The organism is Methylobacterium sp. J-076, from assembly GCF_022829405.1.
GTDB lineage: Bacteria > Pseudomonadota > Alphaproteobacteria > Rhizobiales > Beijerinckiaceae > Methylobacterium.
On record NZ_JAKSXW010000130.1, the window covers coordinates 58,645 to 73,382 of the forward strand.

Consider the following 14,738-nt stretch of genomic DNA (forward strand, 5'->3'; position numbering starts at 1 on the left):
ATGACCGCGCTGACCTCGACGCACCTGCCGCCCCGCCGCCCGTCGGCCCTGCTGCCCGCCTTCCTCGTGGCGCTGGCGCTGCACGGCCTCGCCCTCGCGGCGGTGATGTACCTGCGGCTGACGCCCCCGGCGCCCACCGGCGAACAGCAGGTGACGATCGACCTCGCCCCCGTGATGACCGAGGCCCCGACCCAGGCCGCCGCCGAGCAGCAGGCCGTCCAGGCCGCCCCGCCCGAGGCGAAGCCGATCGAGGAGCCCGTCGAGGAGGCGACCCAGCCGCCTCCGCCCACCGCGATGGCGGAGGTGCCCCCCGAGGACGCGCCCCCCGTCGCCGCGACGGAGGTTCAGCCGATGGAGGCGCAGAGCCAGATCGTGACCTCCACCGCCGAGCAGGCCGAGCCGCTCGCGCCGCCGCCGGAGGAGATCGCCAAGCCCGTCGAGCCGGAGCAGCCGAAGCCCGACCTCGCCAAGCTCAAGGCCGAGAAGGAGGCTCGCCTGCGCAAGATCCGGGAGGAGAAGCGCAAGGAGGAGGAGCGCCGGGAGCGGCTGGAGGAGATCCGCGAGGCCAAGGAGGCGAAGGCCAAGGCCGCCCGCGAGGCCCGGACGAAGGCCGCCCTGGCCCGCCAGGGCGAGACCCGGGATTCCGCGGCCGCGAGCCGGCAGAGCTCCGCGGGCCGCGCGGCGGCCGGCAGCGACCCGAGCGCCATGCGGCAGTGGACCGGGGCGATCAGCGCCGCGATCCATGGCCGCATGAACCCCGGCGCCGCCACCGGCACGGCGGGCGGGACGGCGGTGGTGCGCTTCACCGTGATGCGCTCGGGCTCGGTCAGCAGCGCCGGCCTCGCCCGGTCGAGCGGCGTCGGCCAGATCGACAGCGCCGCCCTCGCGGCGGTGCGGGGCGGCCTGCCGGCGGCGCCCGCTGGCGTCACGCAGCAGAGCCTCTCCGTGACCATCCCGCTGAATTACCGTGTGCGTTGAGAAGTGTTCGGGACGTCCGGATTCGCCAGACCCATTGTGGACATGCTAAAGGGCGTAACATTCCGGCCCGAACTGGTCGCCATCCGGCGGTTTGGGGTGGGCGGGGATATCCGGCCCCACTCTCCCCCCTCCTCGAACCGGCCGGACCTGCCCTGATCGCCGCGTCGTCCCCGATACGGCTGTCATCGCCCGGGGCGGGACGAAAGGGAACCAATGAGCGACGAAGCCGAAACCGACCTCGACGAGGCGGAGGAGATCCGCGCCGCGGAGACCGAGGCGCGCCTGCGGGCCGAGAACAAGGCCGAGCGCGCCGAGCGTGCCGAGCGCATGGCCCGCGAAGGCGCCGCCGCGATGGCGGAACACCTCGCCGCGCAGGTCGCCGTCGACGAGCGCACCAAGCGCCTGCGTTCGCTCCGGCTCGCCAAGGAGGCGTCCGACGCCCAGGCCGCCGCCACCGCCAAGCAGGAGGCCGACGAGGCCAAGGCGGCCAAGGAACGCTCCCGCAAGACAGCCGCGCGCAAGTCGGCCAAGAAGGATTGAATCACGACATGGTGGAGACCCGCGACCGCCGCCGCCCCACCGACGCCCGGGCCGCCGCCGAGGCGGCCTTCCGCAAGGCGACCACCAAGCCGGTGGCGGCCTCGCCCGCTCCCGCCGCCCCCGTGGCCGCGCCGGGGGTCCGGGAGTCCGTCAGCCTGCGCCTGGATGCCAGCGTGCTGGAGCACTTCCAGAAGGACGGCCCCGGCTGGCAGGACCGCATCAATGCGGCGCTCAAGGCCCTCGTCGCCCGCGAGGGCTGACCGCCGCGACCCCTGATCGAGCGGAAGAACGCCCCTGACCTGACGGCGCGGCCGGGAGGTCGATGCCCCTGCCGCCGTCGCGAGGCCCGCGAAGCGATGCGGGGACGCGCCACGTCCGCATATGGCCCGCTTCCCCGGACCGCCTCCCGCATGCCGGCCGTGGAGCGCGCTTATAGCGGCGGCGCGGCCATCGTCCGTCGGCCCGTCAGTGGATGGCGGCGAGCCGCAGGGCCGCCTGGGCCGCGGCCGGGGCGCCGATGGCCGGGCCGCGTTCCAGGGTCGCCACGGTGAGGGGCGCGCCCCGCCCCCGCAGGGCATGCGAGCCCAGAGACCGCGCCCGGATGCCGGCCGGCAGGCCCCCGAGGCGGTCCAGGAGATCCTGCGAGATCAGGATGCCGACGCCCAGCGGCCGGCACAGGGCCTCGATCCGCGAGGTGACGTTCACGGCATCGCCGAAATAGGCGATCTTGTGCCGGTCGACGCCCACTTCCGCCGTCACCACCGAGCCGCCGTGCAGCGCCGCCCGCAGGCGCGGCACCGTCCCGAACCGCGCCGTCCAGGCCTCCGCGTCGGCCTCGATCCGGTCGAGGACGGCGAACAGGCAGGCGATGCACTTGCCGTCCGTCAGGCCCCGGTCCATCGGCCACGTGATCATGGCGAGATCGCCGATATAGTCGTCCACGGAGCCGTTGTGCCGCCGCACCGGCTCGGCCAGGGCGGCGAAGACCGCGCCGAGATATTCCTGCGCCCGCAGGTCGCCATGGGCCTCCGCGAAAGCGGTGGAGCCGACCACGTCCAGGAAGAGGAAGATGCGCTCCTCCTCCACCGGCCGGTGGTAGCGGCCGATCATGAAGTTGACGAAGACCTCCCCGCCGATCAGGTCGCGCATGCGGATCACGAAGACCAGCATCGCCGAGACGCCGAGGGAGTAGGCGAGCACCCGGGGCGTCAGCCGCGTGGCGGTGGTGAGGCTGTCGTTGGTGAGGCCGAGCGCCCAGACCACGGCGCCGCCGAGCGCGCAGCCGGCCGCGATCATCAGCACGTAGGCGAACTCGGCCGCCGGCACGTAGGCCCATGCCGGCCAGCGGCGGATCTTCGCCTGCAGCCCGGCGAGGATCAGCCCCCGGTCGAAGGCCAGGACGGCCCCGCCCATGCACAGGCCATAGGTGAGGCCGGCGAACGGCGAGGCGCCCGCGGCGAAGATGAAGTTGTAGAGGAGCCCGGCCGCGCCCGCCGCGAGGACGATGAGCACCCAGAACCAGCGGTGAGGTGGCAGCATCAACGCACCTCGCAATTCGTGTCGGGCGCAGAGGACACGGCTTCGACCCTAGCCTAAAGTCTACGGACGCGCATCGCGTCGGGGCCTTGCTCACCCGGCCATGATGGCGTGAGTAAGGCGTGCGGCGAGCCGCCGGCTGAGCGGTGTGACCGGGGAGGCGGCGGCATGCACGCGAGAGGCTTTGGGGCGGCACGCGTGGCGGTGCCCGTCATCGGCCAGGGGACCTGGCGAATCGACGGTGCCGAGCGGGAGGCCGCCGTGCGCGCCCTGCGCGCCGGGGTCGATGCCGGCATGACCCATATCGACACCGCCGAGATGTACGGCGAGGCGGAAGCCATCGTCGGCGAGGCGATGGCGGATTGCCGGGAGGAGATCTTCCTCGTCTCGAAGGTGGTGCCGAGCAACGCCACGCGCCGGGGCGTGGCGCGGGCCTGCGAGGCGTCGCTCCGCCGGCTGCGGACCGACCGCATCGATTGCTACCTGCTGCACTGGCCCGGCAGCCATCCCCTGGCCGAGACCGTGGCGGGCTTCGAGGACCTCCGGCGGGCGGGCAAGATCCTGTCCTGGGGGGTGAGCAACTTCGACGTGGACGACCTGGAGCGCCTGCTGGCCATCGCCGGGCCGGACCGCATCGCCTGCAACCAAGTGTACTATTGCCCCACCGAGCGGGCCATCGAGCATGCGGTGCTGCCCTGGTGCACGGCGCACGGGGTCGCCCTCGTGGGCTACTCGCCCTTCGGCAGCGGTGACTTCCCGGAACCGGCGAGCCCCGGCGGTCAGGTGCTGCAGGGCATCGCCGACGCGCACGGCACCTCGCCCCACGCCGTCGTCCTGGCCTTCCTGCTGCGGCTACCGAACGTCTTCACCATCCCCAAGACGGCGCGGGCGGAGCGGGCTGTGGAGAATGCCGGGGCGGCCGAAATCCACCTGAACGCCGCCGAGATCGCCCTGATCGACGCGCACTTCCCCCGCGGGCCGCGCCCGCGGATCCTGCCGATGCTGTAGGGGCCCTCGCCCCTACTCGCCGAGGCCGAGCAGCTTTTCGAAGAAGTTCGGCTCGGCGCGCTGCTGCCGCCCGGCGCGGCGGGCCGGCGCCTCGGGCTGCGCCGCGGGGGCGATGGCATCCCCGAAGATCTGGTTCAGGACGCCCGCGGGGCTGGCATTGGCGACCGAGGCGGTCGTCTCCGGCGCCTTCCGCCAGCGGTTGAGCCCCGGCAGCGGCACGGGCGTCTGCCCCTTCAGCGCCTGGGCCATGTAGGTCTTCCAGATGTCGGCCGGCAGGTTGCCGCCCGAGACCTTCTTGGTCAGATCGCCGTCGTCATTGCCGAGCCAGACGCCGGTCACGAGGCTGCCGGAGTAGCCCATGAACCACGCGTCGCGGTACTCCTGCGTGGTCCCGGTCTTGCCCGCGAGATCCCAGCCCGGCAGATCGGCCTTCTTGGCGGTGCCCGAGACGAAGGTCTCGTGCATCATGGCGTTCATCATGCCCACCGCGTTCGGGTCGATGACCCGGCCGAGGCCGCTGTCGGTGCGCTTGTAGAGCACCTTGCCGTCGGCGCCCTTCACCGAGGACACCACGTAGGGGATCACCCCCATGCCGCCATTGGCGAAGGCGCCGTAGGCCCCGACCATCTCGAGCAGCGTGACCTCCGAGGTGCCGAGGGCGATGGAGCCGTTGGCCTGGAGGGGGGAGGTGATGCCGAGGCGCTGGGCGGTCTGCACCACCGCCTTCGGGCCGACCTCCTGGCCGAGCCGCACCGCCACCGTGTTGAGGGAGTGGGCCAGCGCCGTGCGCAGGGTCACCGGACCTTCGTAGCGGTGCGAATAGTTCTCCGGCGCCCAGGTGCCGATCTTGATCGGCGCGTCCTCGCGCACCGTGTCGGGCGTCGCCCCGCGCTCGACGGCGGCGAGGTAGACGAAGGGCTTGAACGACGAGCCCGGCTGCCGCTTGGCGGTGGTCGCCCGGTTGAACTGGCTCTGGGCGTAATCCCGCCCGCCGATCAGGGCGCGGATCGCCCCGTCCGGCCGCATGGAGACCAGGGCGCCCTGGCCGACATTGTAGCGCGCCCCCTGCTTGTTCAGCTCATCCACCAGCGCCCGCTCGGCCGCGGCCTGGAGGGCGGTGTCGACGGTGGTCTGCACCGTGATGTCGGTGTCGAACTTGCCGACGTAGTCGTCGAGCACGTCCATCACGAGGTCGGCGACGTAGTTGGCCGAGCCGCCGCCGCGGATGCCGGCGGGCTTGGCCGGCTGCGCCAGGGCGACCTTCACGTCCTGCGGGGAGGCGAAGCCGAGCTCCTGCATCGCCGCCAGCACCTGCGCCGCGCGGGCCTGGGCGGCCGGGAGGTTGCGGTTCGGCGCGAGCCGCGAGGGCGCCTGCACGAGGCCGCCGAGCATCGCCGCCTGGGCGAGGCTCACGTCCTTGGCGGGCTTGCCGAAATAGCGCTGGGCCGCGGCCTCCACCCCGTAGGCGCCCGCGCCGAAATAGACGCGGTTCAGGTAGAGTTCGAGGATCTCGTCCTTGGTGTACTTGTGCTCCAGCCAGAGGGCGAGGATCGCCTCCTGGATCTTGCGGGAGGCCGTCCGCTCCTGCGTCAGGAACAGGTTCTTGGCGAGCTGCTGCGTCAGCGTCGAGCCGCCCTGGGCGACGCCCCGCCGGGTCAGGTTCTGGGCGATGGCCCGGACGATGCCGACCGGATCGATGCCCATGTGGCCGTAGAAGCGCCGGTCCTCGATGGCGACGAAGGCCCGGGGCAGGTAGGGCGGCAGCTCCTTGATCGAGACCACGCGCCCGCCCGTCTCGCCGCGGTTGGCGAGGAGCGAGCCGTCGCTCGCCAGGATCGCGATGTTCGGCGGCCGCTTCGGCACGGCGAGCTGGTCGATCGGCGGGAGCTGCGAGGCGTGGTAGGCGATAAGCCCGGCGAGGCCGATCAGCGCCCACAGGCCGAGCACCACGCCGCCATAGACGATGCGGCCGATCCAGGACCGCCGCGGCTTGCGGCGGGCGGAGCCCCGGCCGGACGCGCCCCTGCCCGCGGAGGCCCCGCGGGACGCCGTGGATCGCTTGCCCGTCTGCCTGCCCACGCGCCCTTCGCTCCTCGCCTCCGCGCCGCCGGCCCGGTCCTCGCGGGACAGGCGCAGGTCGAGGTCGCCGCGCTGGCCGGGACGGCCTTCCGGCACATCGAAATTCGGCTCGCCCCTGCCACGCTTTTGCGCCATCGATACCCGCTACGAAGCCCGTCCGACCGCGTTCCCGCGGGGGACCGCTCCTCAGTCCCGCGCCGTCGCACAACCCGCCCTGGAAGCCCATCCCCGCCTCGCCGCGGCGGTCCGATGGGCGCGTTCTGAGACGATTTAAATGCGGCGGTTTAAGGGGCCGTTAAGGGTCCCGGCGCCGGATCCGGGGCCATCTTTCGGGGCGGGCCGACAACACTATTCCCATCGGCCGCCCCTGGTTTCGGCGCGAGCGTAACCTTATGGTGCGCGCCGTCTCGGGCAGGAGAACGGATATCGTGCGGGCAGTCACCCTTATCGCGGCGGCGGCGCTGGGCCTCGGGCCGGTGCTCCTCGCCGGCCGGCCGGCGCAGGCCGAGATCCGCCTCGACACCGTGAACACCATCGCCTGTGCGCAGGAGGGCGGCGTGTGCCGGATGCCCTACCCGACGAACGTCTATTTCGGTGTGCCGGGCAAGACCCACGGCCGGCCGTTCCCGCAGGGCGGCAGCATCCCCTGCAACGTCCAGAGCTTCGGCGACCCGGCCCCCGGCCAGCCCAAGAGCTGCTGGTATGCGCCGCGCCTCACGGGCAATGGCGGCGGCGGCCGCTACCGGGACGACAGCCGCGGCCGGCGCGGGGACGACCGGGACGATGGCCGCCCCCGTGACGAGTACCGCCCCCGCGACGAGTACCGCTCCAGGGGCGACGACCGCGACCGGTACGACGACCGCCCCCGCCGGGACGCGGACCCCCGGTACGAGCGGCCCCGCCAGGACTACGACGATGCCCCGCCGCGCCGCCGCTACCGCAGCGTGCCGGACGACGAGTGAGCCGGCCGGTTCGCCACCGCGGATCTGAGGGAGGCACGGGATGTCCGACGACCGGCGCGGCGCCTACCGCCGCAACGCCTTCACCTTCGGCGCGATCGAGACCGCCGAAGGGCAGGTCGACTGTCTCGTCTGGGACGTGAACGACACGGGGGCGCTGATCGAGATCGAGACGCCCCTCGATCTGCCCAAGGAGGTCCGGGTGCGCCTCTCCCCGGAGGCGCCGTTCCGCGGGGCGACGGTCGCATGGCAGAGGGAGAAGCGCGCCGGCATCACCTTCGCCTGAGGGAGGCTCAGTCCTTCCGCCGGCTCGCCCGGCGGTCCCGGGTCGGCCGGGTCGGGGCGTGGAAGTCGTCGGGCTTGGTGCGGACCCAGGCGACGAAGCGGGCGAGCTCCGGGTCGGCCCGCAGGGCCTCGGTATCGGCGAGGCGCCGGGCGATCTCCGCCTCGCTGTAGCGGGCATGGATCGCCGAATGGCAGACCTGGTGCAGCCGCACCGTGCCCCGGTGGGTGCCGCCTTTCAGCTTCGGCGTCAGATGGTGCAGGCTCGATTTCGCGCCCCGCGGGATCGGGCGCTCGCACAGCGGACAGATGACGGGGGCGGCGGCCTGGGGGCCGTGGGTCTCCGGATCGTCGTCGCGCCACAGGCGTTCGCGTCTGCCCAAGGTCTCGCCTCTCCCACCATCGCCGCGAGCCTAGCGGCGCGGCCCCCACCCACGCCACCGCCGCCGATGTCGCGCCGGCCGGGCGCCCGGTGGGGGGCCCAGGCGACGCCCCGGAGGCGGGAGCGGGACGCGCTGTCACCCGGCCGAACCCGGCGGCATTGACATCATCCGGCAAACCACAGAGGTTCCCGGCGTTCCGAGGGGGGCCCAGACCGGGCTGAGATTGGGTGAAAGCCCTGACCCTTGAACCTGATCCGGTTCGTACCGGCGGAGGGACGGGAACCTGCGGCTTTCTTCGGAAGCCGTGTCTTTCTCCCATCGTCGTCGCGCAATTGGACCGCTCCAGCGCCAGGAGAGGCCAGATGAACGCACCCGTGCTGCCCAAGGATGTGAAGGGAAGCCCCGAGACCGTGACGACGGGGCCGGTCACGGGCTCGCGCAAGGTCTACGCGGCGGTCGCCGGACGGGAGGATATCCGCGTCCCCTTCCGCGAGATCGTCCTGAGCGATCCGAACGAGGCGCCGGTGCGGGTCTACGATCCGTCGGGCCCCTACACCGAGACCGACGCGCGCATCGACCTGTCCGCCGGGCTGCCCCAGGTCCGCGCCCCCTGGATCGAGGCCCGCGGCTACGCCGTGGCCGAGCCCCGCGCCGTGAAGCCCGAGGATAACGGCTTCGCCTCGGCGGACAAGCTCGTCGCCCCCTGCCCCGCCACCCGGACGCTGCGCAAAGCCGCCCCCGGCCAGATGGTGACGCAGTACGAGTTCGCCCGCGCCGGGATCGTCACCGAGGAGATGATCTACGTCGCCTCCCGCGAGAACCTCTGCCGCGAGCGGATGCTCGACCGGGCCGAGGCGGCGCTGGCCGACGGCGAGAATTTCGGTGCGGCGGTGCCGCCCTTCATCACCCCGGAATTCGTGCGCGACGAGATCGCCCGCGGCCGGGCGATCATCCCCGCCAACATCAACCACACCGAAGTGGAGCCGATGGCGATCGGCCGGAACTTCCTGGTGAAGATCAACGCCAACATCGGCAACTCGGCCGTCACCTCCTCGGCGGCGGAAGAGGTCGAGAAGCTGGTCTGGTCGATCCGCTGGGGCGCGGACACGGTGATGGACCTGTCCACCGGCCGCAACATCCACAACATCCGCTCGTGGATCATCCGCAACTCGCCCGTGCCGATCGGCACCGTGCCGATCTATCAGGCGCTGGAGAAGGTCGGCGGCGATCCGCTCAAGCTCGATTGGGAGGTGTTCAAGGACACGCTGATCGAGCAGGCCGAGCAGGGCGTCGATTACTTCACCATCCATGCGGGCGTGCGCCTCGCCCACGTTCCGCTCACCGCGCGCCGGGTCACCGGCATCGTCTCCCGCGGCGGCTCGATCATGGCGCGCTGGTGCCTCGCCGGGCACCGGGAATCGTTCCTCTACGAGCGGTTCGACGAGATCTGCGACATCATGCGGGCCTACGACGTGTCGTTCTCCCTGGGTGACGGCCTGCGGCCGGGCTCCATCGCCGACGCCAACGACGCCGCCCAGTTCGCCGAACTGGAGACGTTGGGTGAGCTCACCAAGATCGCCTGGGACAAGGGCTGTCAGGTGATGATCGAGGGCCCCGGCCACGTGCCGATGCACAAGATCAAGGTGAACATGGAGAAGCAGCTGCGGGAGTGCGGCGAGGCGCCGTTCTACACCCTCGGCCCGCTGACCACCGACATCGCCCCCGGCTACGACCACATCACCTCCGGCATCGGCGCGGCGATGATCGGCTGGTTCGGCACGGCGATGCTCTGCTATGTCACCCCGAAGGAGCACCTCGGCCTGCCGGACCGGGACGACGTGAAGGTGGGCGTGATCACCTACAAGATCGCCGCCCATGCCGCCGACCTCGCCAAGGGCCACCCCGCCGCGCAGCTGCGCGACGACGCCCTGAGCCGCGCCCGGTTCGACTTCCGCTGGGAGGACCAGTTCAACCTCTCCCTGGATCCCGACACGGCCCGCGCCTACCACGACGCCACGCTGCCCAAGGACGCCCACAAGGTCGCGCATTTCTGCTCGATGTGCGGGCCGAAGTTCTGCTCGATGAAGATCACGCAGGACCTGCGCGCCGAGGTTCTGGCGATGGAGGAGGCCGGCCAGGTGATCGGCCAGGCCCCCGCCATGTCGCAGGCCGAGGCCGAGGCCGGGATGCGCGAGAAGTCGCGGGAGTTCCTGGCCGAGGGTGGCAAGCTCTACGTCGACGCCGCCGAGTGAGGCGGCCCCGGCGCGCCCGTCACGACACGGGCGCGCCGCAGCTCAGGGCGGCATCCCCGCCCCTGGGGGCCTCCACCTCGAGTGTGGACCAATCCCGCGCGCCGTAGGCGTGGAACAGCGCCGCCAGCATCAGGTCGGCGGCGAGGCCGACATTCGGAGGCGTCCCGAGGGGGAGGATCCGCTCGTAGTTTCGCGACGGATCGTTCTGGCGGTAGCCGAGCCTGTGCAGGGCGGCCCGCGCCTCCTCCGGCGGGACGAGGTGGAACGGCTGATCCGTCGCGGGGCCGTAGGCGCCCGAGGACGCCTCGCAGTACATGGCCGTGTCGCGCTCGATGAACATGCACTGCACGTAGCTCTGGGCTACCCCCCGCAGGCTGAGGGAGAGGAACCGGTTCCACGAGCGGCCGACCGGCCCCCGAAGGTGGATCTCGGTCAGGACCGCCACGACCGGGCACCGGTACTTCGCCATGAACGCCGCATGCTGCATCGCGTCGGCCGCCGCCGGCTGCATGCCCGCGCCGATCAGGGCGGCGGAGGCAGGGACGAGTCGCCACAGGCCTCGACGACGGACCGCACGCGCGATCCGGCGGCGGTGGGCGGACGTGGCGGTCATGGGAAGGGACGCCGAATCGGAGGAACGGTCGGATCCTAAGCAGCCGATGGGCGCCGAGCCAGTGTTCCAGCAGTTGTATTGCTCGCTGATCATTCACGCGCAGGGCGCAACCGCTGAAAGTCACGCGAAATTTTATCGGACCGTTCACGAATTCTTCATTGCGAATTCGAAACTGCCTGTCGGTTCAGCCGAGGGCATGTCGGAATTAAGCGCCGCTTAATGGCGAGATGGTGCAATCCTTCCATCACAGGATCGAAGGAGCCTGTCATGGACATGAGAACGATTTCCGGCGTCGCGCAGGGGCCGCAAGGCCTCGACGCCTTGGCCGCCACTGCGGCACCAGCCGCCCCGACCCCCGAATCGACGGCGACCCCGTCCAATTCCCTCGAACCGGCCGTGAAGGTCGATATCGGCAAGGATGCGCACGAGGCGCGCTTCGTGCGCGACATCGATACGAGGGCCATCGTGTTCCAGGTGGTCGATCAGACCTCCGGGGACGTGATCGACCAGCTCCCGAGCGAGGCCGCCCTGCGCCACCGGGCCTATGCCCAGACCGGCGCCCAATCCGCCGGGAGCGGCAACCTCTCGCGGGTCGCCTGAGGGCGGATCACGCGGTCCGGCTGAGCGGCGGCGGGACGGATGCCGCCGCGCCGGAGGGCTTCGCCGTGTCCCGCAGCCCCGTGAGGATGCGGATCGGCACGAGGGCGAGGCGCGCGAGGCGGATCTGCCCCGGCAGTTGCCGCGGGCCGATCGGCCGATAGGCCAGACGGGGGCTCGCCTTCTCGGCCTCCGAGATGGCGTGGCCGAGGGGCAGCGCGGCGATGCGGGCGGCGTCGGCGGGCGCGATGCCGAGCCACATCGCCCAGGCCGTGTCCCGGGAGAGCGCGCCCGTTCCGTGCATCCGCCGGAACTTCGCGCGCCAGAGATAGCGGCGCACGCAGCGCGGGAACGTCTCCATCCGCGCATCGCACAGGGCGTCCGGTTCCTCGCAGCGGGAGCGGATCGTGTCGGCCACGCCCCCCGGCGCCCGGCCGGTGAGGCGGGCCGAGATCGTCACGCAGACATCGGTGGCGTGGCGGACGCGCATCCCGTGGGCGATCAGCCGGGCGATGAAGGCGCCGTCCTCCCCGAGGGGGATTTCCGGCATGCCGCCCACCGCGAGGTAGGCGTCACGGGTGACGGCGAGCGTCGCGCCGATGGTGGTGCGGTGGCAGGGCCAGGGATCGTGCGGATCGGGATCGATGCGCGCCTCCGCCTCGGTGATCAGCGCGTCGTAGAGGTCCTCCAGCCGGCCGCGGGCGTGGAGCGAGTCGGGGAGCAGCTTGCCCTCCTCGACATCGAGCTCCACCCGCCCCGCGACGGCATCCGCCCCCGCGGCGAGGGCGGCGAGGGTGCGCGCCACCCAGTTCGGCGGAACGCGGCTGTCGGCGTCGGTGGACAGGATCGCACCCCCCTCCCCGAGCCACGCGGCGGCGGCGTCCATGGCCCGGCGCCGGGCCCACCCGGCATGGGCCCCGGCAAAATCCTCCGTCAGCACCCGCACCGGCACCGTCAGCGAGGGCAGCAGGCCGGCGATGATCGCCGCGGTCCCGTCCGTGCAGTTGTTGAGGAACAGGACCACGCCCAGCGCGCCGGCGGGGATCCCCTCCTGCCCGTCGATGGCGCGCAGGCAGGCCGCGATCCGCTCGGCCTCGTTGCGCACCGGAACCGCGACCACGGCGGTGGGAGTCGGGGCGGGGCTCGGCATCGGGGCGTCTCGTTCGCGCCGAGGGGCCGGCGCGCGACGGCTTATCGGCCGGGCGACCTGAACGGGAACAGAAGGCGCCGCCCGGTCAGAGCGTCTTCTCCACGAGGCCCTCGATCCATTCCGGCTGGGTCTCACCCACGGAGCGGCCGACTTCGGTCTCGCCCTTGTAGGCGATCAGGGTGCTTTGCATCCGGGCGTTCAGCTGCCTCAGCACGTCCTTCCGGCTGTCGAAATCGACGTCGAAGACCACGAGGTCCTTGAAGCGGGGCTCGGCGGCGAGCTTGGCGAGAACCGGCTTCTGCGTCTTGCAGATCGGGCACCAGGGTGCGCTCACCTCCACCAGGATCGGCTTGCCGGCCTTCTGCGCGGCGTCGAACGCGGCGGGGGTGAAGGGCATCGTCTCGCCCGCGAGGGCGGGGCCGCATCCCGCGGCCAGGGCGAGGGCCACGAGGGCGAGGAGATGGCGCCGGCTGGTCATGGCAATTCCTCCCGCGGACTCTTGTCGGTCCACCCGCCACGGTACACGAAGGCGTCCGCCAGGCGCATGGCCATCACGCCGCACCCGGCGGCGGGGGCGCCCGCTCGTCCGCCACCAGGGCGGCGATGTCGGCCGCCTCCACCGCCTCCATCGCCTTGCGGATGCGGAGGGCGCGGGTCGGGCGACCCGCCCGCATGACGAGGACGACGGTCTCCATGTCCGGGCAGCCCGGATCGGCGCAGGCGATCTCGTTCACGGACAGGGCGTCGTCGGGGCCGAGCCCCAGGGCGGGGGCGATCTCCCCCTTGAGGCGGGCGGCGAGGGCGGCCCGCTCGGCGGACCGGGCGCGCCACGCCTTGAGGCTCACGAAGGCCATCGCCGGTCCATCCTCGCCGATCTGCGGCGGCCCAAGCCGCCGTCGGCGCTTGAAACAATGTTACGTCGCCATCGTCAACCGCCGCCCGGTGCCGTAGTCTTCGCCGGGGCGATGGGGCGTTTTCCACCGTGGCGTGGGGCCACGAAGGCGGTCGTGTTGCAACAAACACGTCCCTCGTCCGTAATGCCATTCGGCCCCGGGCGCCCGGCATTCCGGCGGCCGGATGTCCTGCGACGTCGCGGGGTTTGGGTTCGGAGCAGGAGTATCGGTGTCTTGCGACACTGGCGGGACGGGCCGGGCGACCGGCGGGGCTATCACCACGGCAACCTGAAGGAGGCTCTGGTCGAGGCGGCGCGGCGCTTCATCGCCGAGCGCGGCATCGGCGGCTTCACGCTGGTCGAGGCGGCGCGGCTCGTCGGCGTCACGCCGGCGGCCCTGTATCGCCACTTCCGCGGACGCGAGGCCCTGCTGGAAGAATTGGCCGGGCGCGGCTTCAACGAGCTGGCGAGCCGGCTCGCCCGCGCCCTCACCTCCCGCGGCACCCCGCTGGAGCGGTTCACCCGCATGGGCGAGGTCTACCTGACCTTCGCCGAGGAAGAGCCGGCCTATTACGCCGCGATCTTCGAGACCCGGGGGATCCACGCCGCCCCGGACGCGGACGGGCGGCCGAGCCCGTTCGACCTGCTGGTCGAAGCCCTGCAGGCGACCTTCACGGATGGGTTCGGGGGCGTCACCCCCCGCTTCATCGCCCTCGAAGTGTGGGCGCTGGCCCACGGGCTGGCGACCCTTTCCTCCGCCGGACACCTGCCCACCGGCCCCGGCATCCCCGACAAGTTCGAACTCCTGCGGGCCGGCGTCCTGGCCCTCGTCCACGGGGCCACCCGGTGCGCGTGAGGGGGCCGGCCGGCGCCCGCGCGCCGCCCCCTTGAAAGGCGCCTCCGCGATCCGCATGTTAACATCGTTCACATGAACGCGGAGCTTGCCCGTGAACACGTCCTCGACCTCACCCTTCAGCGCTGGCCGGGTCCCCCGGTCCGGCCCATTCCCCCGCCGCTCCTTCGAGATCGGCGCCATCGTCATCGGCTTCATCTATTGGTGGCCGGTGGGACTCGCCCTGTTGGCCTGGAAGCTCACCGGCTATCCGGCCTTCGCCGAAATGCGGGACACCGCACGCCGGAACTTCACCGACTTCAATGCCAGCCGTCCGGCGTCGCGGTTCGCCCGCGCCTTCGAGGCGGCCAACCGTGGCAGCGGCAACGCCGCGTTCGACGAGTATCGTCGGGCCGAGCTCGACCGTCTCGAGGCGCAGCGCCGCGCCCTCGAGGAGGAGAGCCGTGCCTTCTCGGCCTTCGTGGATGAGCTGAAGCGGGCCAAGGACCGCGAGCAGTTCGACGCCTTCATGGCCCAGCGCCGTGCCGGCGGACACGAAGGCCCGCGCACCGTCTGACGATGCCGACGGACGATTGGCCGTGCCGGACCCCGCGGGGTCCGGCACGGCCTTATTGTG

At 72.1% G+C, this 14,738-nt stretch carries 17 protein-coding genes and 1 riboswitch; of the genes, 10 read left to right on the top strand and 7 right to left on the bottom strand.

The features are described 5' to 3' along the window. The 3 genes from MKK53_RS14305 to MKK53_RS14315 all read left to right on the top strand — a co-directional run bounded on the left by MKK53_RS14305 (position 1) and on the right by MKK53_RS14315 (position 1,778). Positions 1-978: an energy transducer TonB gene (locus MKK53_RS14305; RefSeq protein ID WP_243929366.1), complete on the top strand. Its 978-nt coding sequence runs from the start codon at positions 1-3 to the stop codon at positions 976-978. Between the two features lie 213 nt (positions 979-1,191). Further along, complete coding sequence (locus tag MKK53_RS14310) at positions 1,192-1,518, top strand: hypothetical protein (RefSeq protein ID WP_243929367.1); 327 nt, start codon at positions 1,192-1,194, stop codon at positions 1,516-1,518. 8 nt (positions 1,519-1,526) lie between these two features. Beyond that, the gene (locus MKK53_RS14315) at positions 1,527-1,778 is read left to right on the top strand and encodes a BrnA antitoxin family protein (protein WP_243929368.1); all 252 of its coding nucleotides are present in this window, start codon (positions 1,527-1,529) and stop codon (positions 1,776-1,778) included. Between the two features lie 205 nt (positions 1,779-1,983). Here the strand turns inward: MKK53_RS14315 and MKK53_RS14320 are convergent, their stop codons facing one another. Then, positions 1,984-3,057, bottom strand: coding sequence for an adenylate/guanylate cyclase domain-containing protein (locus MKK53_RS14320; RefSeq protein ID WP_243929369.1), 1,074 nt, complete (start codon positions 3,055-3,057; stop codon positions 1,984-1,986). Positions 3,058-3,222: 165 nt separating this feature from the next. On the opposite strand from MKK53_RS14320, the gene MKK53_RS14325 reads away from it, so the two are divergent. Then, complete coding sequence (locus tag MKK53_RS14325) at positions 3,223-4,062, top strand: aldo/keto reductase (RefSeq protein WP_243929370.1); 840 nt, start codon at positions 3,223-3,225, stop codon at positions 4,060-4,062. Between the two features lie 12 nt (positions 4,063-4,074). On the opposite strand, the gene MKK53_RS14330 is transcribed toward MKK53_RS14325, so the two are convergent. Continuing rightward, on the bottom strand, positions 4,075-6,276 hold the full coding sequence (locus MKK53_RS14330) for a transglycosylase domain-containing protein (protein ID WP_243929371.1): 2,202 nt from the start codon (positions 6,274-6,276) through the stop codon (positions 4,075-4,077). 293 nt (positions 6,277-6,569) lie between these two features. On the opposite strand from MKK53_RS14330, the gene MKK53_RS14335 reads away from it, so the two are divergent. Both MKK53_RS14335 and MKK53_RS14340 read left to right on the top strand, forming a co-directional pair. After that, positions 6,570-7,103: a hypothetical protein gene (locus MKK53_RS14335; protein WP_243929372.1), complete on the top strand. Its 534-nt coding sequence runs from the start codon at positions 6,570-6,572 to the stop codon at positions 7,101-7,103. Positions 7,104-7,143: 40 nt separating this feature from the next. Further along, positions 7,144-7,386: a PilZ domain-containing protein gene (locus MKK53_RS14340; RefSeq protein WP_243929373.1), complete on the top strand. Its 243-nt coding sequence runs from the start codon at positions 7,144-7,146 to the stop codon at positions 7,384-7,386. A gap of 7 nt (positions 7,387-7,393) precedes the next feature. On the opposite strand, the gene MKK53_RS14345 is transcribed toward MKK53_RS14340, so the two are convergent. Beyond that, positions 7,394-7,765 carry an HNH endonuclease gene (locus MKK53_RS14345; RefSeq protein ID WP_243929374.1) on the bottom strand — a complete coding sequence of 124 codons (372 nt, stop codon included), beginning with the start codon at positions 7,763-7,765 and terminating at the stop codon, positions 7,394-7,396. Between the two features lie 189 nt (positions 7,766-7,954). Beyond that, a riboswitch (TPP riboswitch) is annotated at positions 7,955-8,058 on the top strand. 69 nt (positions 8,059-8,127) lie between these two features. Here MKK53_RS14345 and thiC point away from each other — a divergent pair. Then, complete coding sequence (thiC, locus tag MKK53_RS14350; protein WP_243929375.1) at positions 8,128-10,017, top strand: phosphomethylpyrimidine synthase ThiC; 1,890 nt, start codon at positions 8,128-8,130, stop codon at positions 10,015-10,017. A gap of 19 nt (positions 10,018-10,036) precedes the next feature. Here thiC and MKK53_RS14355 read toward each other — a convergent pair whose 3' ends face one another. After that, positions 10,037-10,630: a TY-Chap domain-containing protein gene (locus tag MKK53_RS14355; protein ID WP_243929376.1), complete on the bottom strand. Its 594-nt coding sequence runs from the start codon at positions 10,628-10,630 to the stop codon at positions 10,037-10,039. 267 nt (positions 10,631-10,897) lie between these two features. Here MKK53_RS14355 and MKK53_RS14360 point away from each other — a divergent pair, with 267 nt between their 5' ends. Beyond that, entirely contained in the window at positions 10,898-11,230 is a 333-nt protein-coding gene (locus MKK53_RS14360; RefSeq protein ID WP_243929377.1) for a flagellar protein FlaG, read from the top strand. Between the two features lie 7 nt (positions 11,231-11,237). On the opposite strand, the gene MKK53_RS14365 is transcribed toward MKK53_RS14360, so the two are convergent. The 3 genes from MKK53_RS14365 to MKK53_RS14375 form a co-directional block, all read right to left on the bottom strand. After that, positions 11,238-12,377 (bottom strand): glycosyltransferase, encoded by a 1,140-nt coding sequence (locus MKK53_RS14365; protein WP_243929378.1) that lies wholly within the window; start codon positions 12,375-12,377, stop codon positions 11,238-11,240. A gap of 85 nt (positions 12,378-12,462) precedes the next feature. Then, a complete protein-coding gene (locus tag MKK53_RS14370; RefSeq protein ID WP_243929379.1) occupies positions 12,463-12,855 on the bottom strand; it encodes a thioredoxin family protein in 393 nt (130 codons plus the stop codon). A 73-nt stretch (positions 12,856-12,928) separates the two neighbouring features. Continuing rightward, a complete protein-coding gene (locus tag MKK53_RS14375) occupies positions 12,929-13,231 on the bottom strand; it encodes a hypothetical protein (protein WP_243929380.1) in 303 nt (100 codons plus the stop codon). Between the two features lie 273 nt (positions 13,232-13,504). On the opposite strand from MKK53_RS14375, the gene MKK53_RS14380 reads away from it, so the two are divergent. Then, the gene (locus tag MKK53_RS14380; RefSeq protein ID WP_243929381.1) at positions 13,505-14,125 is read left to right on the top strand and encodes a TetR/AcrR family transcriptional regulator; all 621 of its coding nucleotides are present in this window, start codon (positions 13,505-13,507) and stop codon (positions 14,123-14,125) included. Positions 14,126-14,216: 91 nt separating this feature from the next. Further along, positions 14,217-14,678, top strand: coding sequence for a DUF2852 domain-containing protein (locus tag MKK53_RS14385; RefSeq protein ID WP_243929382.1), 462 nt, complete (start codon positions 14,217-14,219; stop codon positions 14,676-14,678). Positions 14,679-14,738: the final 60 nt, after the last annotated feature.

Bases quoted from the DNA above. Each gene is read 5' to 3' on its own strand.
- MKK53_RS14305 (WP_243929366.1), top strand. From the start codon at position 1: ATGACCGCGCTGACCTCGACGCACCTGCCGCCCCGCCGCCCGTCGGCC.
- MKK53_RS14310 (WP_243929367.1), top strand. From the start codon at position 1,192: ATGAGCGACGAAGCCGAAACCGACCTCGACGAGGCGGAGGAGATCCGC.
- MKK53_RS14315 (WP_243929368.1), top strand. From the start codon at position 1,527: ATGGTGGAGACCCGCGACCGCCGCCGCCCCACCGACGCCCGGGCCGCC.
- MKK53_RS14320 (WP_243929369.1), bottom strand. From the start codon at position 3,057: ATGCTGCCACCTCACCGCTGGTTCTGGGTGCTCATCGTCCTCGCGGCG.
- MKK53_RS14325 (WP_243929370.1), top strand. From the start codon at position 3,223: ATGCACGCGAGAGGCTTTGGGGCGGCACGCGTGGCGGTGCCCGTCATC.
- MKK53_RS14330 (WP_243929371.1), bottom strand. From the start codon at position 6,276: ATGGCGCAAAAGCGTGGCAGGGGCGAGCCGAATTTCGATGTGCCGGAA.
- MKK53_RS14340 (WP_243929373.1), top strand. From the start codon at position 7,144: ATGTCCGACGACCGGCGCGGCGCCTACCGCCGCAACGCCTTCACCTTC.
- thiC (WP_243929375.1), top strand. From the start codon at position 8,128: ATGAACGCACCCGTGCTGCCCAAGGATGTGAAGGGAAGCCCCGAGACC.
- MKK53_RS14355 (WP_243929376.1), bottom strand. From the start codon at position 10,630: ATGACCGCCACGTCCGCCCACCGCCGCCGGATCGCGCGTGCGGTCCGT.
- MKK53_RS14360 (WP_243929377.1), top strand. From the start codon at position 10,898: ATGGACATGAGAACGATTTCCGGCGTCGCGCAGGGGCCGCAAGGCCTC.
- MKK53_RS14365 (WP_243929378.1), bottom strand. From the start codon at position 12,377: ATGCCGAGCCCCGCCCCGACTCCCACCGCCGTGGTCGCGGTTCCGGTG.
- MKK53_RS14370 (WP_243929379.1), bottom strand. From the start codon at position 12,855: ATGACCAGCCGGCGCCATCTCCTCGCCCTCGTGGCCCTCGCCCTGGCC.
- MKK53_RS14375 (WP_243929380.1), bottom strand. From the start codon at position 13,231: ATGGCCTTCGTGAGCCTCAAGGCGTGGCGCGCCCGGTCCGCCGAGCGG.